The organism is Nonomuraea sp. NPDC050733 (genome assembly GCF_040654215.1).
Lineage (GTDB): Bacteria > Actinomycetota > Actinomycetes > Streptosporangiales > Streptosporangiaceae > Nonomuraea.
Genome location: NZ_JBFAHO010000010.1, coordinates 168,236 through 185,748 on the forward strand (window position 1 = coordinate 168,236; position 17,513 = coordinate 185,748).

Sequence of the window (17,513 nt, forward strand, 5' to 3'; positions counted from 1 at the left end):
CCTCATCCCCCCGGAGGAGATCCCATGGCCGTAACGACCAGGACGCAGCCGCCGCGCCGGCCGCCTTGGCGGCGCCGGCTGCTGTACCGGCTGCGCGTGCTGCGCCACGACCCGACGGCCCTGCTCGGCCTGGTCCTCGTCGTCCTGCTCGCCTACCTGGTCGTCGCTCCGCTGGTCGCCGTGCTGTCGGACGCCTTCCGCCTGCAGTACGGCGACGAGGTCCACGCCGGGCAGCAGCCGGGCGAGTGGACCGGCTACTACCTGTGGCGGGTCTTCCGCTCCCCGATCAGCGGCCTGCTGTTCTGGGAGCCGCTGGTCAACACCATCGTGGTGGCGATCGGCACCACGCTGTTCGCGCTGCTGCTCGGAGGCGGGACGGCCTGGCTGCTGACCCGGACCAACGTCCCGGGGCGCGGCTGGCTGGCGGGCGCGCTCGTGGTGCCGTACATGCTGCCCTCGTGGACGTTCTCGCTGGCGTGGCTCACGCTGTTCAAGAACGAGCGCTCCGGCGGGCAGCCCGGCTTCCTCCAGGCCCAGGGCGTCCGCACGCCGGACTGGCTGGCCTACGGCGCGCTGCCGATCATCATCACGCTGGGGCTGCACTACTACCCGTTCGTCCTGCTCCTCGTCGGGAACGCGCTGCGCCGCATCGACGCCCAGCTGGAGGACTCCGCCAGGGTCCTCGGCGCCCCCCGGCGCACCGTCGTGCGGCGGATCGTGGCGCCGTTGATGCTGCCGGCGCTGTCCTCGGCCGTCCTGCTCGTGGTGGGCCGGGTGCTGGGCACGTTCGGCACGCCGTACGTGCTGGGCCTGCCCGCGGACTACCGGGTGCTGTCCACCGGCCTCTTCCAGTCGATCCGCGACCGCGGCACCGGGGTGGCCTCCGTCCTCGCCACCGTCATCGTGGTCATCGGCGTGCTGATCGTCTTCACCGACATGCGGCTGGTGCGCGAGCACCGCCGGTTCGTCACCGTGGGCGGCAAGGGGGCGATGGACCGGCTGGGCGACCTGCGCCGCCGCCGCTGGCCCGCCTTCGCGCTCGGCCTGCTGGTCTTCGCGGTCAGCGTGCTCGTCCCGGTGCTCACGCTGCTGCTGTCCACGCTCACCCGCACGCCCCTCGACCTGTCCACCCTCACCCTCGACTACTGGCTCGCCGACCGGCTGCCCGGGGCCGTCGGGTTCCCCCACGGCGTCCTGCGCGGCCCGGAGCTGTGGGAGGCGGCGTGGAACTCGCTGCGCGTCGTCGGCGTGGCCGCGCTGATCTGCGCCGTCGCCGGCCTGCTCATCGGGTACGTCGTGGTCCGGGGGACGGCGCCGCGCATCGGCGGCTTCCTCCGCCAGGTGTCCTTCCTGCCCTACCTCGTCCCCGGGATCGCGTTCGCGGCGGCCTCGCTGTCGCTGTTCGCCGTCGCCAGAGGCCCCGTCCCCGCGCTGTACGGCACCACGTTCCTGCTCATCCTCGTGATGGCCGTGACCCACCTGCCCTACAGCTCCCGCTCGGGCATCGCGGCGATGACGCAGCTCGGCCGGGAGCCGGAGGAGGCCGCGCAGGTCGCCGGCGCCTCCTGGTGGCAGCGGATGCGGCGGATCGTCTTCCCCATCCAGAAGGGCGCCCTCGTCACCGGGATCACGCTGCCGTTCGTGTCCGGGCTCAAGGAGCTCAGCATCGTCATCATGCTGACCACCACCGGCACCGAGCTCCTCACGACCCTGTCCATCGGCCTCGTCGACTACGGATACACCCAGCTCGCCAACGCGGTCGTCCTCGTGATCGCCCTGCTCTCCTTCACCATGACGTCCCTGACCCAGCGCCTGACCAAGAGCGGCCTGGCGTCCGGCCTAGGAGGATAGATGCCGACCATCACCCTGAGCGGAGTCGCCAAGAGCTACGGCGGCGGCGACCGCGCGGTGAACAACCTCGACCTCGTCGTCCCCGACGGCGCGTTCATGTGCCTGCTCGGCCCCTCCGGCTGCGGCAAGACCACCACCCTGCGGATGATCGCCGGTCTCGAACAGCCGACCGCGGGCACCATCACCGTCGGCGACCGGGTCCTCGACTCCGTGGAGCAGGGCCTGTACGTCCCGCCGGAGAAGCGCGGCATGGGGCTGGTCTTCCAGAACTACGCGCTCTGGCCGCACATGTCCGTGCGCGAGAACGTCGAGTTCGGCCTGCGCATGCGCAAGGTCCCCGGCCCGGAGCGGCGGGCCCGCGCCGAGGCGGCGCTCAAGATGGTCCACGTCGACGCCGCCATGGACCGCTACCCGTCGCAGCTCTCCGGCGGGCAGCAGCAGCGCGTCGCCCTGGCCAGGATGCTCGCCGTCAACCCGTCCGTGCTGCTGCTGGACGAGCCGCTGTCCAACCTCGACGCCCGGCTGCGCCTGGAGATGCGCGCCGAGCTCAAGCGCATCCACGAGGAGTCGGGAGCCACGATCGTCTTCGTCACCCACGACCAGCTTGAGGCGCTGACCATGGCCACCGACATCGCGGTCATGAACGAGGGCGAGCTGCAGCAGCTCGCCGCGCCCATGGAGATGTACGCCAGGCCCGCCAACCGGTTCGTCGCCGAGTTCGTCGGCAGCCCGCCCATGGCCATCGTGGACGTCGGCCCCTCCCCCGCCGGACTGGCCGCGTCCCTGTCACGCCACGTCGAGCGGCGCATGCCGCGCCCGGAGCCGCCCGCCGCCGTCGGCGTCCGCCCCGAGGCGCTGCGACTGGACCCGCCGCCCGGCTCCGCCTGGCGCGAGGAGGCGGTCGTCGAGGCCGTCCTGCCGGCGGGCTCCTCCTGGACCGTACGGCTGCGCGTCCTCGACACCGAGCTGTACGCCGTGTCCTACACGCCGGTCCTGGCCGAGCCCGGCGACGTACTGACGGTCTGGACCGAGCGGCTGCACCTGTTCGGCGCGGACGGGACCCGGATCTCGTCCTGGGACGCCGAGGGGGTGGGCGCGTGATCCGCCCCAAGGCGCTGCTGCTGGACTTCGGCGGCGTGATCGTGCAGACGGGCAAGCGCCCGTCATGGGCTGCCGACCTGGCCGCCGAGGTGCACGGCCTGCTGCTCGGGGCGGGCTTCGGCGCTCTCACGGCCGAGGAGGTCGAGGGCGACATCCGGGCCGGGGCGCGGGCCGACTCGTCCTGGAAGAACGCCGCCTCCCGGCGGATCGCGCCCGAGGAGCTGACCCACCGCCGCTTCTGGGCGGAGTTCGTCGCGGCCGACTGGCCGGACCAGGCGCGAACGCTGGTGACCGTCGAGGCGACGGCCCTGTGCAAGCGCATGGGCGAGCTGCGCGGCGACCGGAAGATCCGGCCGGGGACCGAGGAGCTGCTGGCCGCCTGCCGCGAGCACGGCGTCACGCCCGCGGTCGTCAGCAACGCGCTGTGCGGCGCCGTGCACCGCGACTTCCTGGCCCGCACCGGCCTCGACCGCCAGGTGGCGGCGCAGGTCTACAGCGACGAGGTCGGCGTCCGCAAGCCGAACCCGGAGATGATCCTGCTCGCCTGCCGCGCGCTCGGAGTCGATCCGGCCGACGTCTGGTACGTCGGCGACACCCACGACCGGGACGTGGTGTGCGGCGCGCGAGCCGGGGTGGGGGCCACCGTCCTCATGGTCTCCCCCAGCACCGACAAGATGCCGTACCCCGTGCGGCAGAGCCCGCAGGCCACCGTCGAGGACCCGCGCGGCCTGCTGAACCTTCTGGAGGCGACATGGACGTGAACACCTCACGCGAGCTGGCGGCCATCGCGGCCGAGGCGGCGCGGGCGGTCGGCGACCGGCTCAGGAACGCCTTCCGCTCCAGGCCCGAGGTCCGCACCAAGCGCGACTTCCACGACCCGGTCACCGAGCACGACAAGGCGGCCGAGGACCACATCAGGCAGGTCCTGGCGCGGCGCTCCCCCGGCAGCGTCGTGGTCGGTGAGGAGGGCGGCACCCACGGCGAGGGCGCCGTCCACTGGTACGTCGACCCCATCGACGGCACCGCGAACTTCGCCGCCGGCCTGCCGTTCTTCTGCACCTCGATCGGGGCGGCCGTGGACGGCGAGGTGGTGGCCGGCGTGGTCTACGACCCCGTCCGCGACGACGAGTTCACCGCCTGGCTCGGCGGCGCCGCGTACAACGGGGAGCCGATCCGCAGCTCCGGCGCCCGCACGGACCGGGACGCGGTGCTGCTGTCCAGCTATCCCAGCCCCCGCGACCTGGAGGCGGAGGGCGAGGAGGCGCTGCACCGCTTCGCCCGCATGGTCAACGCCTTCGCCTCCACCCGCCGGCCGGGCAGCGCCGCGCTGAAGCTCGCGCACGTGGCCGCGGGCTGGTCGGACGTCGCCTACGGCACGCACGTCAACGCCTGGGACGTGGCGGCCGGGTCGCTGCTGGTCCGGCAGGCCGGGGGCGTCTACATCCCGCTGTCCGGCGACGTCCTCGCCCCCGGCGGCTACCTCGCCTGCGTGGGCGGGTACGACCTGGCCGGCTCCGTCATGGCCGAGGTGGCCGGGCCGGGGATGACCGCGTGATCCGCTGGATCGTCACCGATCTGGACGGCACGCTCGTGGGGCGCGACCTGGCCATGGTGCCCGCCGGCCGCGACGCGCTGCGCCGCTTCCGCGAGGCCGGCGGGGAGGTCGTCATCGCGACCGGGCGGATGGAGGCGTCGGCGCGCCGCTACTACGACGAGCTGGGCCTGGACGGGCCGGCGATCCTCTACAACGGCGCCCGGACCGTCAACCTGGCCACCGGAGCCGTCCTGCGCTCGCGTCACCTGCCGGCCACGGCGTGGAAGGCGCTGCTCGGCGGGTTCGACGAGCTGGCCCGGCGGGGCGTCCACCCGGTCGTCTTCTGCGGCGAGGAGGCGCTGGCGGTGCACGACGTGCCCGAGCTGCGGGACTTCGCGCGGCGCGACGGAATCGAGCTGCGCGACCCGGGCGACTGGACGGCGCTGCCGCCCGGCGGCATCACCAAGTGCATGCTGATCGGCGACCGGCTGCCCCACCTGGACATCCCCGGGACGGTCACGGTCCGGTCGGAGGCGACCTACCTGGAGGTGCTGCCGGCGGGGGCGACCAAGGGCACCGCGCTGCGCGAGCTGGCCGCGTCCCGGGGCATGCCCCTGGAGCGGGTCGCGGCCGTCGGCGACAACCCCAACGACCTCGACATGATCGCGGCGGCCGGGGTGGGCGTCGCGGTCGGCGACGGCCACCCGGACGTCCGCGCGGCCGCCGACGTCGTCACCGGGGCCTGCGCGGACGGCGCGGTCGCCGAGGTGGTGGAACTCGCCCTCCGGTCCTGACCCCGGCCGCCCCGACGTCGGAGGGCGTCAGGCGGGGGTGGCCCGCCTCCGCTGGACGCCGCCTCCCGCTAGACGATGTTCAGCTCGGGCCGCGCCCCCGCGTGCGTGAAGCGGCGGGCGTCCAGGCCGCTGACGTCCACGAACGGCTCCCGGCCCAGGTACAGGTCGCGGACCACCTCCCCGACGGCCGGGCTCATCAGGAAGCCGTGGCCGGAGAAGCCGGTGGCGTAGATGAACCGGTCCACGTCCGGGGCCACCCCGATGAGGGCGTTGTGGTCGGGCGTCACCTCGTACAGGCCGGCCCAGCCGGTGGCGATGCCGGTCTCCATGAGCGCCGGGACGCGGCGGGCCATGGCCTCGCCCAGTCTCGGCAGCCACGCGTCGGACCGGTCGAGCTTGAAGCCGGGGGTCTCGTCGGGGTCGGACATGCCGAGCAGCAGGCCCGGCCCCTCCCGGTGGAAGTAGAACGTGGTGGCGAAGTCGATGGTGAACGCCGTCGGCGGCAGGTCCGGCATCGGCTCGGTGACCAGGACCTGCCTGCGCAGCGGGGTGACCGGCAGGTCGACGCCCACCCAGCCGCCGACCGGGGCCGACCAGGCGCCGGCCGCGCAGACCACGGTGTCGGTCTCGATGCGCCCGCCCTCGGTGTGGACCGCGACGATGCGGCCGTCCACGGTCTCGATGCCGGTCGCGGCGCAGTTCGGCAGCAGCCGCGCGCCGAGCCGCCGGGCCGCGCCCGCGTACCCGAGGACCACCGACTCGGGCGTGCAGTGGCCGTCGGTGGGCGAGTAGGCGGCGGCGAGCAGCCCGTCGGTGTCGATGAGCGGCGACAGCTCGGCGGCCTCGCGCAGCGAGATCATCCGGCTGGGCACGCCGAGGTCGTTCTGGACGGCGACGTTCTTCTCGAACTCGGCGACGGCCTCCGGCGAGTCCAGCAGGAACAGGTAGCCGGGCTTGTGCAGGTCGATCTCCTGCCCGAAGCGCTCGGCGAAGGCGTCGAACATCTCCAGGCTGCGGACGGCGAGCTCGATGTTGACCCGGTCGGAGAACTGCGCGCGCACTCCCCCGGCGGCCTTCGAGGTCGAACCGGAGCCCAGCGGCCCCTTGTCGAGCAGGACCACGTCGGGGACCCCGGCCGCGGCCAGCGCGTGGGCCGAGCTGACGCCCATGGCGCCGCCCCCGATGATCACGGCCGAGGCCCGCGAGGGCAGCTCGCGCCCGGACTCCTGCATCAGACGGCTCCTTCCGGCGACGGCAGGTCCAGCATCGCGGAGCGGGCGACGCCGGCGGAAGCGGGCGAGCGCGGGCATCTGTCGGCGTGGCGGAAGAACTTCTTATGCTCCATCACCGCTCACCGCTCACCGCTCATCACCGCGTGAGTCGCCGCTCATCGCCGCTCATCGGGTGGATCGCCGACGCCGGAGAGGCCGGGGTGCCCGCCGTCGCCCAGCCGGGCGGCGGCCTGGCGCAGGGCGCGCACCGCGCCGCCGACCGTCGGGTTCGTCGTCTGGGAACGGTACACGGCGCTGATGCGGCGGCGCGCCGCGACCCCGGCGAGCCCGGTCGCGACCACGCCCTCGCTGGGCTGGTGGGCGAGCGCCGGGACGAGGGCCACACCGAGGCCGGAGCGCACGAAGCCGCGGATGATGCCGTAGTCGCTGCTGCGGTAGTCGACCTGCGGCTGGTAGCCCGCCTGGGCGCACAGGCCGCGCAGGAACGCGGCTCCGGCGGTGCCCTCCCGGGTGGCCACCCACGTCTCGTGCTTGAGGTCGTCGAGCCCGACCGTCTCGGCGCCGGCCAGCGAGTGCCGCTCGGGCAGCAGCACCAGCAGTTCCTCCTCCAGCAGCCTCACCTGGTGCAGGTCCCGCGGCCAGGCCCTCGGGACCAGGTCGTACCGGTAGACCAGCGCCATGTCGAGCTCCCCCGCGCGTACGAGGGGGATGAGCTCGTCGGGCTCGCCCTCGTCGAGGAGGGTCTCGACGGACGGGTGCGACTGGGCGTACGCGGCCAGGGCGATGGGCAGGAGCCGCTGGCTGGCCGTGGGGAAGCTGCCCAACCGGAGGCGGCCGATCGTGCCCTCGCACAGGCCGCGGACGTCCTCCTCCAGGGCGTCCAGCGCGGACAGCACGTCCACGGAGCGCAGGACGAGGTAGCGGGCCGCCGGGGTCGCCGTGATCGTGTGGGCGCCGCGCTCGAACAGCGGCACCTTGACCACGCGTTCCAGCGCCGCGATCTGCTGCGAGACCGCGGAGCCGGTGTAGCCGAGGCTCCTGGCGGCGCCGGCGAACGATCCGGCGTTCAGCACGGCGGCGAGCGTCCGGAGGTGAACCGGGTTCAACATCAGCAGATCTGTCCTTACATGTACCAATTCCACCCATTCTCGCGCAGCAGCACGTCCGCGAACAGCCGCCACCCACATGCCGGACAGGCCGCGTTCCGCTCTTTTGTCAGTGATGATCTCTACTGTCCCGCCCATGACCCAAGCGACGCAGACCTACAGCTACGCCGCGCCCTCCGCGATGGTGGACGGGCGTCTGGGACTGTCCACCTGCGGTGGCCGGGCCCTCAGCGGTCCCTCCCTGGCGCCCCGGTTCTTCAGCGGCGTGGTGACCCAGGCCGCGCCCGCGGCCGCGGCGCTGCTGGGCGTGGCCGACGTGGCCCTCACCCGCTACCACCAGCCGCGTCCCGGCTGGACGCGCGACCCGGTCGTCACCTGCGGCGGCGACCTGCTGCGCTTCGAGTCGTTCTCCGCCTGCGGCGGCGTCTACTCCCGGCTCGACCTGCTCGGCGGCGCCCTGGACGGCGAGGTGTTCGACCGGGGCACCACCAACGTCGACGTCAACGGCCCGCTGCGCGAGGCGCTGGCCCGGGTGGGCGGACGCGACCCACTCCACCTGGGCGTCGGCGCGGACGAGCTGACCGTGACGACGCTGGACGGCGCGGTCGTGGAGAAGAAGGTGCCGCTGCCGGAGCGGTGGCTGCGGGGCTTCGCCGAGGTCCAGGTCATCGCGGCGGGCATGGACCTGCGGGCCGAGCTGCCCGGCATGAGCGCCGTGCGCTTCCTGCGGTCCCTGCCCAAGCGGGCGACGGCCGACCTCTGGGTCGCCCCCGCGGGCCGCGACCTGCGCGTCACCGACCGGCCCGCCGCGGGCGCGGTGTGCCTGTCCGGCGTGGGCCGCCTGGCCACGCTGCTCCCCCTGCTCCGCTTCGCCAGGAGCCTCAAGGTGTACGGCCCGGCCGGGACCGGCGGCCCGGCGTCCAGCGCCTGGGAGCTGGAGCTGCCCGGCATGCGCTACACGCTGGTCCTGTCGCCGGAGCGCTGGCGCGGCTTCTCCGGCGAGGGCGCGGTGCTGGCCGACCTCGCCACCGACGAGGCCGAGGCCGACGCCGACGTGGTGGGCATGCTGCTCAACTTCGAGCCGGAGGTGGAGATCGGCCTGCTCGCCGACCGCGCGGGCCTGCCCACCGACCGGGTCCGGGTCGCCCTGACCCAGCTCGGCACGGCCGGCCGCGTCGGCTACGACCTGTCCGAGGCCGCGCACTTCCACCGTGAGCTGCCGTACGACCGCGAGCACGTCCAGCATCTCAACCCGCGCCTGGCCTCGGCGAAGGCGCTGGTCGAGGCGGGGGCCGTACGGCTCGACGGCGACACGGCGCGGGTGCGCACCGACGGCGGCGTGCGCGAGGTCGGGCTGGCCGACGGCTCCTGCACGTGCCCGTGGTGGTGGGACCACCGCGGCTCGCGCGGCCCGTGCAAGCACGTGCTCGCCGCCCGCATCGCCGCCCGCGCCACCGCCGACGCGTTCGTGGACGCGTCACCCCTTCCCGGCGGTCCGGCGTAGACGGCGTACACTCTTGGGCCGGCCACGCTCTGGTACGTCGCCGACCTGCTCGGCCTGGCCGAGTCCCTGGGTTACCGGCCCCGAGGCGTCCACCGCACGGAACCGGCCGTCGACCTCCTCACCCGGTAGTGCCTGGTCATGCTCCGGCCGGGCCGGCGGGGTGGGACACGTCGGCGCCGTGCTCCGCCAGCAGCTCGGCCAGGCGGGCGGCGTTGCGCTGGGAGTTGTCGGCGCAGCAGTTGTTCGTGAGCACGTGCGTGGTGGCGGCCTCGCCGGACAGCTTGGCGATCCGACCGGCCCAGTCCCGCAGCTCCTCCTCCGCGTACAGGTAGCCGAACCGCTCCTCGATGACCCGGCTCGTCCACTTGTCCGAGTGGCCGTGCAGGCGTACCACGGCCAGGTCGGAGGTGGCGGCCAGCACGGGCGGGACCGACGACGGGTGCCCCTGCGGCATGTCCACTCCCACGTACGGCAGGTCGTGGGCCTCCAGGAAGGCGAGCGTCTCGCGGCGGTGGTCGCCGTCCAGCCAGGCGGCGTTGCGGAACTCGACGCAGACGCGCGCCGGCCGGCAGCGGTCGCGGCACTCCAGGATGTGCCGGCGGCTCGCGGCGCCGGGGGTGAACCACTGCGGGAACTGGAACAGCAGCGCCCCCAGCTTGCCCGCCTCCCGTAACGGCCGCAGCGCGCTCAGGAACCGCGCCCACACCTGCTCGGCCACCTCCGGCGGAACGTCACGCAGATAGAGCGTGCGCCGGGGCTCGCCGAGCGCGGCCCGTAAGTCCTTATACAGCGCCGCCGGGCGGGTCGGGTGGTGCGTGAGCAGCGAGAACGCCTTGACGTTGAACGTGAAGCCCGCCGGGGTGCGGTCCCGCCACAGCTCGGCGGTGCGCTCGGCGGGCGGGTGGTAGTAGGTGGCGTCCACCTCCACCAGCGGGAACCGGCTCGCGTAGTACCCCAGCCTGGCCTCCGGCGTGGCGGCATCCGGGGGATACCAACCGGAGGCGAGAAGCGACTTGTCCGTCCAGGAGGCCGTACCGACAAGGATCTTCCCCATCCCTCCACCGTACGTGCCGGCGCCGCGAGGTCAGCTCGTCGCCGGAGATTCGTCCGGCCGGGGCGCGATGAGCCGCTGGAGCCTGCGCGCCTCCTGGAGCAGCCGGCTGGAGCCCCTGCGGGACGCCAGCTCCGCGAGCCCCGGCAGGTCGGCGCGGGCGTCCGTGAGACGGGCCGCCGCGGCGGCGACGGCCAGCAGGTCGGCGAGTCCGGCGCGGGGCCTGTCGCCGTCGGCCGGGAGCAGCCCGGGGACGTGTTCCGGAGCGAGCTCCGGGATGAGTCCCGGCAGGACTCCCAGCAGGAGTCCCGGCACGAGCCGCGCCGACAGTGCCCACACCGCCTCGTGGGCGCCCGCCCGGGTGGCGTCGCCGAGGACCGCGACCACGCGGTTGAGCTTGGCGTAGCCGTTCGTGACCCGCTCGGTGAGCGCGTCGGCCATGGCCGCGACGGGCACCTCGCCGCGGGCGGCCAGGGTGAGCAGGGCGTCCGTGGCGCTCGCTCGCGCGGCCGGGCCCGCGTGGCTCATGCCGCAGGCCAGCGCGTACGCCGTCGCCGTACCGGCGGCCCCCTCGCAGCGCGCGAGGTCGGTCAGCACGGCGACGTCGCCCTCGCGCGCCTCCGTGGAGGCGGCCAGGTGCGCGACGAGGTGGGCGGCGGCGAGCTCCCGGTGCGAGGGAAGAGCGAGCGGCCACCACCCGAGCGTGTACGCGTGCCCTGGCGCCGGCTCGAACAGCCCCGCGACCGGCTGGGGCAGAGCGGCGTCGGAGCCGGTCACGACGACGTCCATGCTCTCGCGGTCGTGGCCGAACATGCGGGACACGCGCGGACGGCAGGACACCTCGGGGTCGGGCAGGCGGTCGCCGGCCATCCAGGAGGCACAGGCGTGGCCGGCGTCCGAGCTGAACGTCCTGGCCCGCCGCACGGTCGCCGCGTCGATCTCCCGGGGCAGCCTGAGCAGGGCCTGCGTGAGGTCGGCGGGCAGGGCCCGCGCCCCGGCGGCCTCCAGGCGTGCGAGGCGGTCGAGCAGCACGCCGGGGTCGACGTGGCCGGTGCCCGAGGTGGGCGTGGCCAGCAGGACGGGATAGACCTCGCCCCTCTCGAACGGGGCGACGAGCTCGAAGGCACGACGCCGGGAGAGCCGGCTGATCGCATCCGCGTCCGCGGCGCCCCAGGTGCGGGCCCGTTCGGGGTCGTGCGGCAGCTCGCGGCTGACCTTCGGCATGGCGAACGCGAAGAACGCCCGGTCGAGGACCTCGTCCAGGGCGTCGTCGGCGTCCCTGACGAGATAGCGGTAAGCGTCCGGACGATGCGGCCACCACCAGGTGCGCAGCGCCTCGCGGAGCGCGCCGGGCTCCCGGTGCGACCAGTCGGCGAGCCCCGCGAGGATGCGTTCGAAGGCGGAGAAGTCGTACGGCCGGCGAAAACCGGTGAGCTCACGGACGAGCTCCCGGGGCGAGGCGATGGGCGGCTGCGGTTGCGGGGCCGGGGCGGCGACGAGGACCGGCACGTCTGGTGGGGTCTCCTCGCCGACCTCGCCGTACGCCGCGGCGACCCGGTCGCGCAGCTCGGCCGGAAGCCCGGCCGCCGCCTCCCTGACCGCCTCGCGGCCCTGCTCCCCCGCCATCGGGGCGAGCTTGACGGCCAGCCGTACGGCCCGCGCCTGCAGGACCAGCGAGTCGTGGCCGGCGACCCGCGCGAGGGCGCGGAGGGCGACGTCCACCCGGCCCGCGCCGCCGGGGCCGGCCGTGCGTACGGCCCCGATACCGGGTGTGGCGCCGCCGGCCGATCGGACGGCGGCGGGGGCGGCGGCCGGGGCGGCGAGCCAGGACAGGAGGGACCGCAGCAGCCTGGGCTCCGGCCGGAACGCCAGGGACTCCGCCGCCTCGGCGAACAGGTCCCCGTCCAGCCGTCCCGCCTCGTCCAGCGCCCGCAGCCGGGCCACGGCCGTCTCGGCCACCGCCACGGGCGCCGCGGGCAGCAGGCGGGCGTAGTCCCTGGCCCGCCCGGCGGTCTCGTCCAGACCGGGGTCGAGCCGGTCGTGCAGGGTCGCGAGCAGGGGCAGCCCGTTCTGCCCGTCGCGCAGGAGGCGTCCGACGACGCCGTCGAGCACGGCCCGGCGCTCCAGCACCCCGGTCTCGGTCAGCGTCACGAGCGTGTGCAGGGCGCCGGGCAGCGCCTCGCCCAGGCCGTCGGTCGCGAAGACGCGCGGAGCCATCGCGGGGAGCAGCGGGTCCGTGACCGCCGAGCCGGGGGTGAGGGCTCGCAGCCAGCCGATCGTGAACGCGGCGACGTCCGGCGGCTCGACGCCGGTCTCGCGGACGAGGGCGGCGGTCAGCTCCCAGTGCCGCAGGTCGGGGAGGCGCAGCCGCGCGGCGAGGCGGCGGGCCAGGTCGGCGCGCCACGGCTCGGGCCGGTCGCGCAGCAGGCCGAGGAGGCGGTCCACGTCACGGGGGTCCTGCCTGGCCCACCGGAAGTCGCGCCGGAACAGCCACGAGGCCACCGCCGCCGAGCCGCCGAGGCAGCCGGCGCCCGCCATCATCAGGGGCCGCACCTCGTGCCGCCACCGCCCCTCCCACCTGGGGCGCCGGCGGACGTGCTCGGCCAGCTCGGCCGCGACGGCCCTGCGGTCGGCGGGGCCGAGCCCGGCGACGTGGGCGGCCGTGCCGGCGACGTCGCCGCCGACGATGAGCTTGCGCAGGTCGTGCCAGGCGGCCATGGGGCCCCTTTCCAGGACGGTGTCACTGGTTCCGGGACATTAGCGGCGGCTTACGACAATCTTGATCGCCTACCGGGGCGGAGTGCTGTCGCGCAGGACGACCGTGGCGGGGACGGTGGTGACGGCCGGTCCTGGGTCGCCGGCGGGGGCGGCATCGGGTGACATCGCCGTGCTCCTCAGAAGGGCGGCCGGCGCGCCCTCTCGCGGAGGGCGCGCCGGTGGACGGATCAGCTGGAGAGAGCGGTGGGGTGCGTGACGTCGTGGGTGACGAGGTTGCCGCACATGCCCCAGCGGTCCTCGGGCGGGCTCTCCATGAGGGCCGCGTCCAGCAGGTGGGCGCCGTCGCCTGCTTCGAGGGCGTCGAGGACGGCGGCGGTATGGCGGGTCTGGGCGGCCACGTTGTGCTCCCACAGGTCGCGCCAGCGGGCCACGTTCGGGCGGACCAGGGCGACGGCGTCGGCGTAGAGGCGGCGCAGCGGCTCCGGGTCGCCGTCGCGGGCGGCGGCGGCCAGCCGCAGGAAGCCGTCCACGGCCAGGTCGCGGCGGCGGGCCACGGCCCGCTCGATCTCCTCGGTGGACGCTGCGGCGGGCAGCGCGGCGGCCTCGCGGTAGCGGCCGGGGTCGCCCACGACGTCCGGGGGGAAGGTCATGACCGCGTCGCCGGCCTCGGGCAGCCCGGCGTTCTGCATGACCACCACCACCCGCAGGTCGTCGTGGTTGACGGCGCGGTGGATGGTGCCCGGGGTGAACCAGACCGTGGAGCCGGGCCGCAGCTCGGTCTCGCGCAGCCCGCGCGCGTCCAGCGTCTGCAACGCGCCGCTGCCGCCGATCACCACGTACGCCTCGGTGGAGGCGGTGTGCAGATGCGGCGTGCCGCCCGCCAGGCCGTCGGCCGCGCAGGCGCCGGAGTAGACCGACAACCGGCTGACCGACGTGCCACCGGGGAACGTCATGCCGGCGCTCCCCCCGCGAGCGCCGCCCGGCCCCGCCCGGCCAGCAGCGCGGTGCCCTCCTCGCCCCGGTCGCCGTCGGCCACCACGACCGCGTACCGGAAGCGCAGCGTCTCGCCGTCCGGCAGCTCCAGCTCCTCGCTGAAGAACGGCGCCGGGCACAGGCAGGCGAACTCCTCGGTGCGCGCGAACCACTGCGGCGGGTGCCGCGGGTTCGCGGTGTCGTCCACCATGACGATCGTCGAGTGGCCGCCGGTCCCGTCGTGCCGGCCGCGGAAGCCGAACCACTCGGCGCGGGTGCCGCGCAGCTCGTCGCCGCCGGCCCCGGCGGGCGACTGGATGACGCCTCCGGTGAACGACCTCGGGCCGCGCCAGAACAGGCCGCCGTAGCCGGCGTTCTCACGGCCCTTCGTGGTCGGGGAGCCGAAGGCCAGCGGCGCGCCCGACACGTTCGTCATGACCGTGTCGAACACCAGGACCCACGTGGCGTCGTCGAGGACGGCGACCTCCAGCCCGCGCCGCTCGTCGATGACCGGGTCACCGGCCTGCGAGGTCCAGGCGAGGGTGTGCCCGATCCCGGCCCGGTCTCCCTCCGCCGTCAGGGTGGTCATCTCCTGGTGGGTGGCGCTGCCGTTGTTGTCGAGCTGCACGTAGAACCGCCCATGCACGTACGTCGGGCCGCCCCAGAAGTTGTGCTCGCCCACGTTCGGCAGCGACCAGGCGATGCCCTTGTGCCAGACGTGGTCGTGCGGCCGGAACAGCGACACCTCCGCGCCGCCGAGCGTGCGGATCGGGTGCAGGTACGGCTTCGGCGACTCCAGCACGGGCGTGTCGGGCCGGTAGACGTAGGTGAAGAGCTGGACGCCCCCCGCCGAGACGGCGACCGACCGGCCGAGAGCGTGGTCGACCTGAAGGGTCACGAGTTCCTCACCTTTTCCCAGGGTGTGCCCGTCCCGTCCATGCGCGGCGCGAACGGGTGATCGGGCGTGATCTGTCCACTGCGTACGCGCTCGCCGGTGAAGGCGGAGGCGTACAGGGCGGCGATGAACTCCATCGTCCGCCGGGCGTCGCCGGCCGTGACGGGCGGCGCCTCGTCCCGGTCGAGGGCGTCGAGCACCGCCGCGAACCAGCCCTCGTGGCCGCTCGGCACGGTGGTGTGCTCGCGGTTCCACAGTGCCACGACGTCCTCGTGGCCGGGGGCCGGGGTGACGGTCCAGTCGTCGTCGGTGTAGCCGTACAGGTGCTCCACCTCGACGGTGGCGTGCTCGTAGTCGAAGCGCAGCTCGGAGGTCTGCCGCGGCGACACCACGGAGTTGACCACGGTGGCGACCGCGCCGCTGTCGAAGGTGACCAGCGCCATCGACACGTCCTCGGTGTCGACGTCGCGGGCCCGGCGGGCGGCGACCGCGGTGACCTCGCTCCACGGCCCGAGCACGGACAGCAGCAGGTCGAACTGGTGGATGCCGTGCCCCATGGTCGGCCCGCCGCCCTCCTTCTCCCACGTGCCGCGCCAGGGCACCGCGAAGTACTCCTCGTCGCGGTACCACTGGGTGGCGCAGGTGGCCAGCAGCGGCCGGCCCAGCTCGCCGGCGCCGGTCAGGCGGCGCAGCCGTACCGCGCCGGCCCCGAAGCGGTGCTGCAGGACGGTCGCGACGTGCGCGGACGAGCGGCGCTCCGCCTCCACGAGACTGTCCATCTCGGCGAGCGACAGCGTCGGCGGCTTCTCCACCAGCGCCGTCACCCCCGCCTCCAGGCACTCCAGCGCCAGCGGCGCGTGCAGCTCGGGCGGGGTGCACAGGTGGACGAGGTCCACCTCCTCCTCGCGCAGCAGGTCGGTCAGGCTCGCGTGGACGCGGGGGATCTCCCACGTCCCGGCGAACGCCTCAGCCCGTTCGAGGTCCACGTCGACCGCGGCGGCGAGGTGTGCCCGGCCGCCCGAGCCGGTGACGGCGCGGGCGTGGGCGGTGGCGATCCCACCGGTGCCGACGATCGCGGACCGGTAGTTCCGTTGAGACAAGGTGAAGCTCCTGTGGGTGGCGTCAGGCGCCGTCGATCCTGCCACGGCGAGTTTCGTCGGTGGGAAAGCGCATTCCGCAGTGTGCACGGCCGTTACAGCAGCGTCAAGGGTCGTCCCAGAGAGTGGCCTCACCCGGTCACTCCCGGACATACCGCCCGGCCGGGATGCGGGTGGACGGCCCTTCGGCCGGCGCTGTCCCTCTCCTCCGCTCGTGCCTCAGAACGACCGACGTGCCCCAGAACGTCCGACCTGCCTCAGGTCGACGACGAACGATACTGGAACGCCCGGAGAGAACGTCGGCTTGACCCTCACGTGACGTCAGGGCACACAGTGACGGCATGAACGCCAAGGAATACACCGTCGGTGTCGTGGCCGACTTGGCCGGTGTGTCGGTGCGCACCCTGCACCACTACGACGAGATCGGCCTGCTGAAGCCCCAGGACCGTAGCACAGCCGGCTACCGGCTCTACTCCGCCGACGACATGCGCAGGCTGCAACGCATCCTGTTCTATCGCGAGCTGGACTTCGACCTGGACACCGTCGCCGTCATCCTCGCCGACCCGGCGATCAGCGATGCCGACCGCCTGCACGACCAGCGACGCCTGCTCGCCGAGCGGATCGCACGGCATCAGGCCATGGTCGCCGTGATCGACAAGGAGCTGAAGGCGCGCAAGATAGGCATCGCCCTGACCCCCGAGGAGCGGTTGGAAGTCTTCGGCAGCACGCGCCTCGAGGACAACGCCGACCGCGCCGAGCAGCAATGGGGCGACTCCGAACTGTGGCCCCAGCGGCAGCAACGCACGTCACAGTACTCGGCCGAGGACTGGCGGGAGATCCGCGCCGAGCAGTCCGGCATTCATCTGCGCCTGCTGGAGGCCATGCGCGCCGGCACCCCGGCCACCGACCCGGCCACGATGGATCTGGCGGAGGAACACCGACTGCACGTGGACCGCCGGTTCCATGACTGTGACTACGACACGCACCGCGCGCTGGCCAAGGCCTACCTCGCGAACGAGCGGATCGGCCTCAACTTCGACGATGTGGCCCCCGGCCTGTCCCGCTACATCCACGACGCCATCCTCGCCAACGCCGACCGCGCGAATGCCGGCCACGCATAAGCACGCTCTGACCCCTTCACCCGCAAGATCCCAACAGGTATGGTCGGATCCGTTCTCGAAGAAAAGTTTCACCCCTGGAGGGACAGTGGGCAAGAAGCTTCAGTTGCTGGCGTTACCGGTGGCGGCCATCGCGCTGGCCACCCTGACCAGCAGCCCGGCCCAGGCCGCGGACGGCTACGACCGATGCCATGCCGGCTACTACTGCCTGTTCTCCGGCCTCGACGGCTCCGGCGACATCGTCGAGCTCAAGAGCGACACCCCCGACCTCGCCGCACTGAACATGGCGAGCCGCTCCAAGTCCGACTGGAACCGCACAAGCTCGTACATCCACCTGTACTCCGGGGCCAACTACGGCGGCTGCTCGGCCGTGACCTCGCCCGGCGGCAAGGGCAACTTCTACAGCGCCTTCCGTGACTTCTTCAACTCCGTCCGCGTCGGCGGCCCGAACGGCCCGGGCTGCGAGGTGACGCTCGCCCGCTCGGTCACCGACTCGCACGGCTGACCCGGCTCCAGGCCAGGCCCGGCGGCGCGCGAGGG

Annotated in this window: 15 protein-coding genes; 8 read left to right on the plus strand and 7 right to left on the minus strand. The window is 74.0% G+C overall.

The features are described 5' to 3' along the window. Positions 1-24 precede the first annotated feature (24 nt). The 5 genes from AB0H64_RS19485 to AB0H64_RS19505 are packed head-to-tail and all read left to right on the plus strand — an operon-like array spanning position 25 to position 5,280. Positions 25-1,851, plus strand: a complete 1,827-nt coding sequence (locus AB0H64_RS19485; protein ID WP_357626082.1) for an iron ABC transporter permease — start codon at positions 25-27, stop codon at positions 1,849-1,851. Continuing rightward, positions 1,852-2,952 (plus strand): ABC transporter ATP-binding protein, encoded by a 1,101-nt coding sequence (locus AB0H64_RS19490; protein ID WP_357626085.1) that lies wholly within the window; start codon positions 1,852-1,854, stop codon positions 2,950-2,952. Beyond that, positions 2,949-3,713 carry an HAD-IA family hydrolase gene (locus tag AB0H64_RS19495; protein ID WP_357626087.1) on the plus strand — a complete coding sequence of 255 codons (765 nt, stop codon included), beginning with the start codon at positions 2,949-2,951 and terminating at the stop codon, positions 3,711-3,713. The genes AB0H64_RS19490 and AB0H64_RS19495 overlap by 4 nt, the downstream gene beginning before the upstream one ends. Beyond that, positions 3,704-4,507: an inositol monophosphatase family protein gene (locus tag AB0H64_RS19500; protein WP_310713467.1), complete on the plus strand. Its 804-nt coding sequence runs from the start codon at positions 3,704-3,706 to the stop codon at positions 4,505-4,507. The genes AB0H64_RS19495 and AB0H64_RS19500 overlap by 10 nt, the downstream gene beginning before the upstream one ends. After that, positions 4,504-5,280: an HAD hydrolase family protein gene (locus AB0H64_RS19505; protein ID WP_357626091.1), complete on the plus strand. Its 777-nt coding sequence runs from the start codon at positions 4,504-4,506 to the stop codon at positions 5,278-5,280. The genes AB0H64_RS19500 and AB0H64_RS19505 overlap by 4 nt, the downstream gene beginning before the upstream one ends. A 68-nt stretch (positions 5,281-5,348) precedes the next feature. Here the strand turns inward: AB0H64_RS19505 and AB0H64_RS19510 are convergent, their stop codons facing one another. Together AB0H64_RS19510 and AB0H64_RS19515 are read right to left on the minus strand one after the other, a co-directional pair. After that, complete coding sequence (locus AB0H64_RS19510) at positions 5,349-6,512, minus strand: FAD-binding oxidoreductase (protein ID WP_357626093.1); 1,164 nt, start codon at positions 6,510-6,512, stop codon at positions 5,349-5,351. 155 nt (positions 6,513-6,667) lie between these two features. After that, on the minus strand, positions 6,668-7,621 hold the full coding sequence (locus AB0H64_RS19515) for a LysR family transcriptional regulator (RefSeq protein ID WP_357626095.1): 954 nt from the start codon (positions 7,619-7,621) through the stop codon (positions 6,668-6,670). Between the two features lie 133 nt (positions 7,622-7,754). On the opposite strand from AB0H64_RS19515, the gene AB0H64_RS19520 reads away from it, so the two are divergent. Then, positions 7,755-9,122 (plus strand): SWIM zinc finger family protein, encoded by a 1,368-nt coding sequence (locus AB0H64_RS19520; protein ID WP_357626098.1) that lies wholly within the window; start codon positions 7,755-7,757, stop codon positions 9,120-9,122. A 136-nt stretch (positions 9,123-9,258) separates the two neighbouring features. Here AB0H64_RS19520 and AB0H64_RS19525 read toward each other — a convergent pair whose 3' ends face one another. The 5 genes from AB0H64_RS19525 to AB0H64_RS19545 form a co-directional block, all read right to left on the minus strand. Beyond that, complete coding sequence (locus AB0H64_RS19525; RefSeq protein WP_357626100.1) at positions 9,259-10,176, minus strand: DUF72 domain-containing protein; 918 nt, start codon at positions 10,174-10,176, stop codon at positions 9,259-9,261. A gap of 30 nt (positions 10,177-10,206) precedes the next feature. Next, on the minus strand, positions 10,207-12,891 hold the full coding sequence (locus tag AB0H64_RS19530; RefSeq protein ID WP_357626103.1) for a hypothetical protein: 2,685 nt from the start codon (positions 12,889-12,891) through the stop codon (positions 10,207-10,209). Between the two features lie 227 nt (positions 12,892-13,118). Continuing rightward, positions 13,119-13,844 (minus strand): cupin domain-containing protein, encoded by a 726-nt coding sequence (locus tag AB0H64_RS19535; protein WP_357626106.1) that lies wholly within the window; start codon positions 13,842-13,844, stop codon positions 13,119-13,121. After that, positions 13,841-14,761, minus strand: a complete 921-nt coding sequence (locus tag AB0H64_RS19540; protein WP_357626109.1) for a PmoA family protein — start codon at positions 14,759-14,761, stop codon at positions 13,841-13,843. The genes AB0H64_RS19535 and AB0H64_RS19540 overlap by 4 nt, the downstream gene beginning before the upstream one ends. Continuing rightward, on the minus strand, positions 14,758-15,858 hold the full coding sequence (locus AB0H64_RS19545; protein WP_357626111.1) for a Gfo/Idh/MocA family oxidoreductase: 1,101 nt from the start codon (positions 15,856-15,858) through the stop codon (positions 14,758-14,760). Before AB0H64_RS19545 ends, AB0H64_RS19540 begins: the two co-directional genes overlap by 4 nt. Before the next feature lie 338 nt (positions 15,859-16,196). Between AB0H64_RS19545 and AB0H64_RS19550 the strand changes: the two genes are divergently transcribed. Together AB0H64_RS19550 and AB0H64_RS19555 are read left to right on the plus strand one after the other, a co-directional pair. Continuing rightward, on the plus strand, positions 16,197-16,976 hold the full coding sequence (locus AB0H64_RS19550; RefSeq protein WP_357626114.1) for a MerR family transcriptional regulator: 780 nt from the start codon (positions 16,197-16,199) through the stop codon (positions 16,974-16,976). An 85-nt stretch (positions 16,977-17,061) separates the two neighbouring features. Next, positions 17,062-17,478, plus strand: a complete 417-nt coding sequence (locus AB0H64_RS19555) for a peptidase inhibitor family I36 protein (protein ID WP_355453548.1) — start codon at positions 17,062-17,064, stop codon at positions 17,476-17,478. The last annotated feature ends 35 nt before the right edge of the window (positions 17,479-17,513 follow it).

Bases quoted from the DNA above. Each gene is read 5' to 3' on its own strand.
- AB0H64_RS19515 (WP_357626095.1), bottom strand. From the start codon at position 7,621: ATGTTGAACCCGGTTCACCTCCGGACGCTCGCCGCCGTGCTGAACGCC.
- AB0H64_RS19535 (WP_357626106.1), bottom strand. From the start codon at position 13,844: ATGACGTTCCCCGGTGGCACGTCGGTCAGCCGGTTGTCGGTCTACTCC.
- AB0H64_RS19520 (WP_357626098.1), top strand. From the start codon at position 7,755: ATGACCCAAGCGACGCAGACCTACAGCTACGCCGCGCCCTCCGCGATG.
- AB0H64_RS19550 (WP_357626114.1), top strand. From the start codon at position 16,197: ATGAACGCCAAGGAATACACCGTCGGTGTCGTGGCCGACTTGGCCGGT.
- AB0H64_RS19490 (WP_357626085.1), top strand. From the start codon at position 1,852: ATGCCGACCATCACCCTGAGCGGAGTCGCCAAGAGCTACGGCGGCGGC.
- AB0H64_RS19510 (WP_357626093.1), bottom strand. From the start codon at position 6,512: ATGCAGGAGTCCGGGCGCGAGCTGCCCTCGCGGGCCTCGGCCGTGATC.
- AB0H64_RS19530 (WP_357626103.1), bottom strand. From the start codon at position 12,891: ATGGCCGCCTGGCACGACCTGCGCAAGCTCATCGTCGGCGGCGACGTC.
- AB0H64_RS19485 (WP_357626082.1), top strand. From the start codon at position 25: ATGGCCGTAACGACCAGGACGCAGCCGCCGCGCCGGCCGCCTTGGCGG.
- AB0H64_RS19525 (WP_357626100.1), bottom strand. From the start codon at position 10,176: ATGGGGAAGATCCTTGTCGGTACGGCCTCCTGGACGGACAAGTCGCTT.
- AB0H64_RS19500 (WP_310713467.1), top strand. From the start codon at position 3,704: ATGGACGTGAACACCTCACGCGAGCTGGCGGCCATCGCGGCCGAGGCG.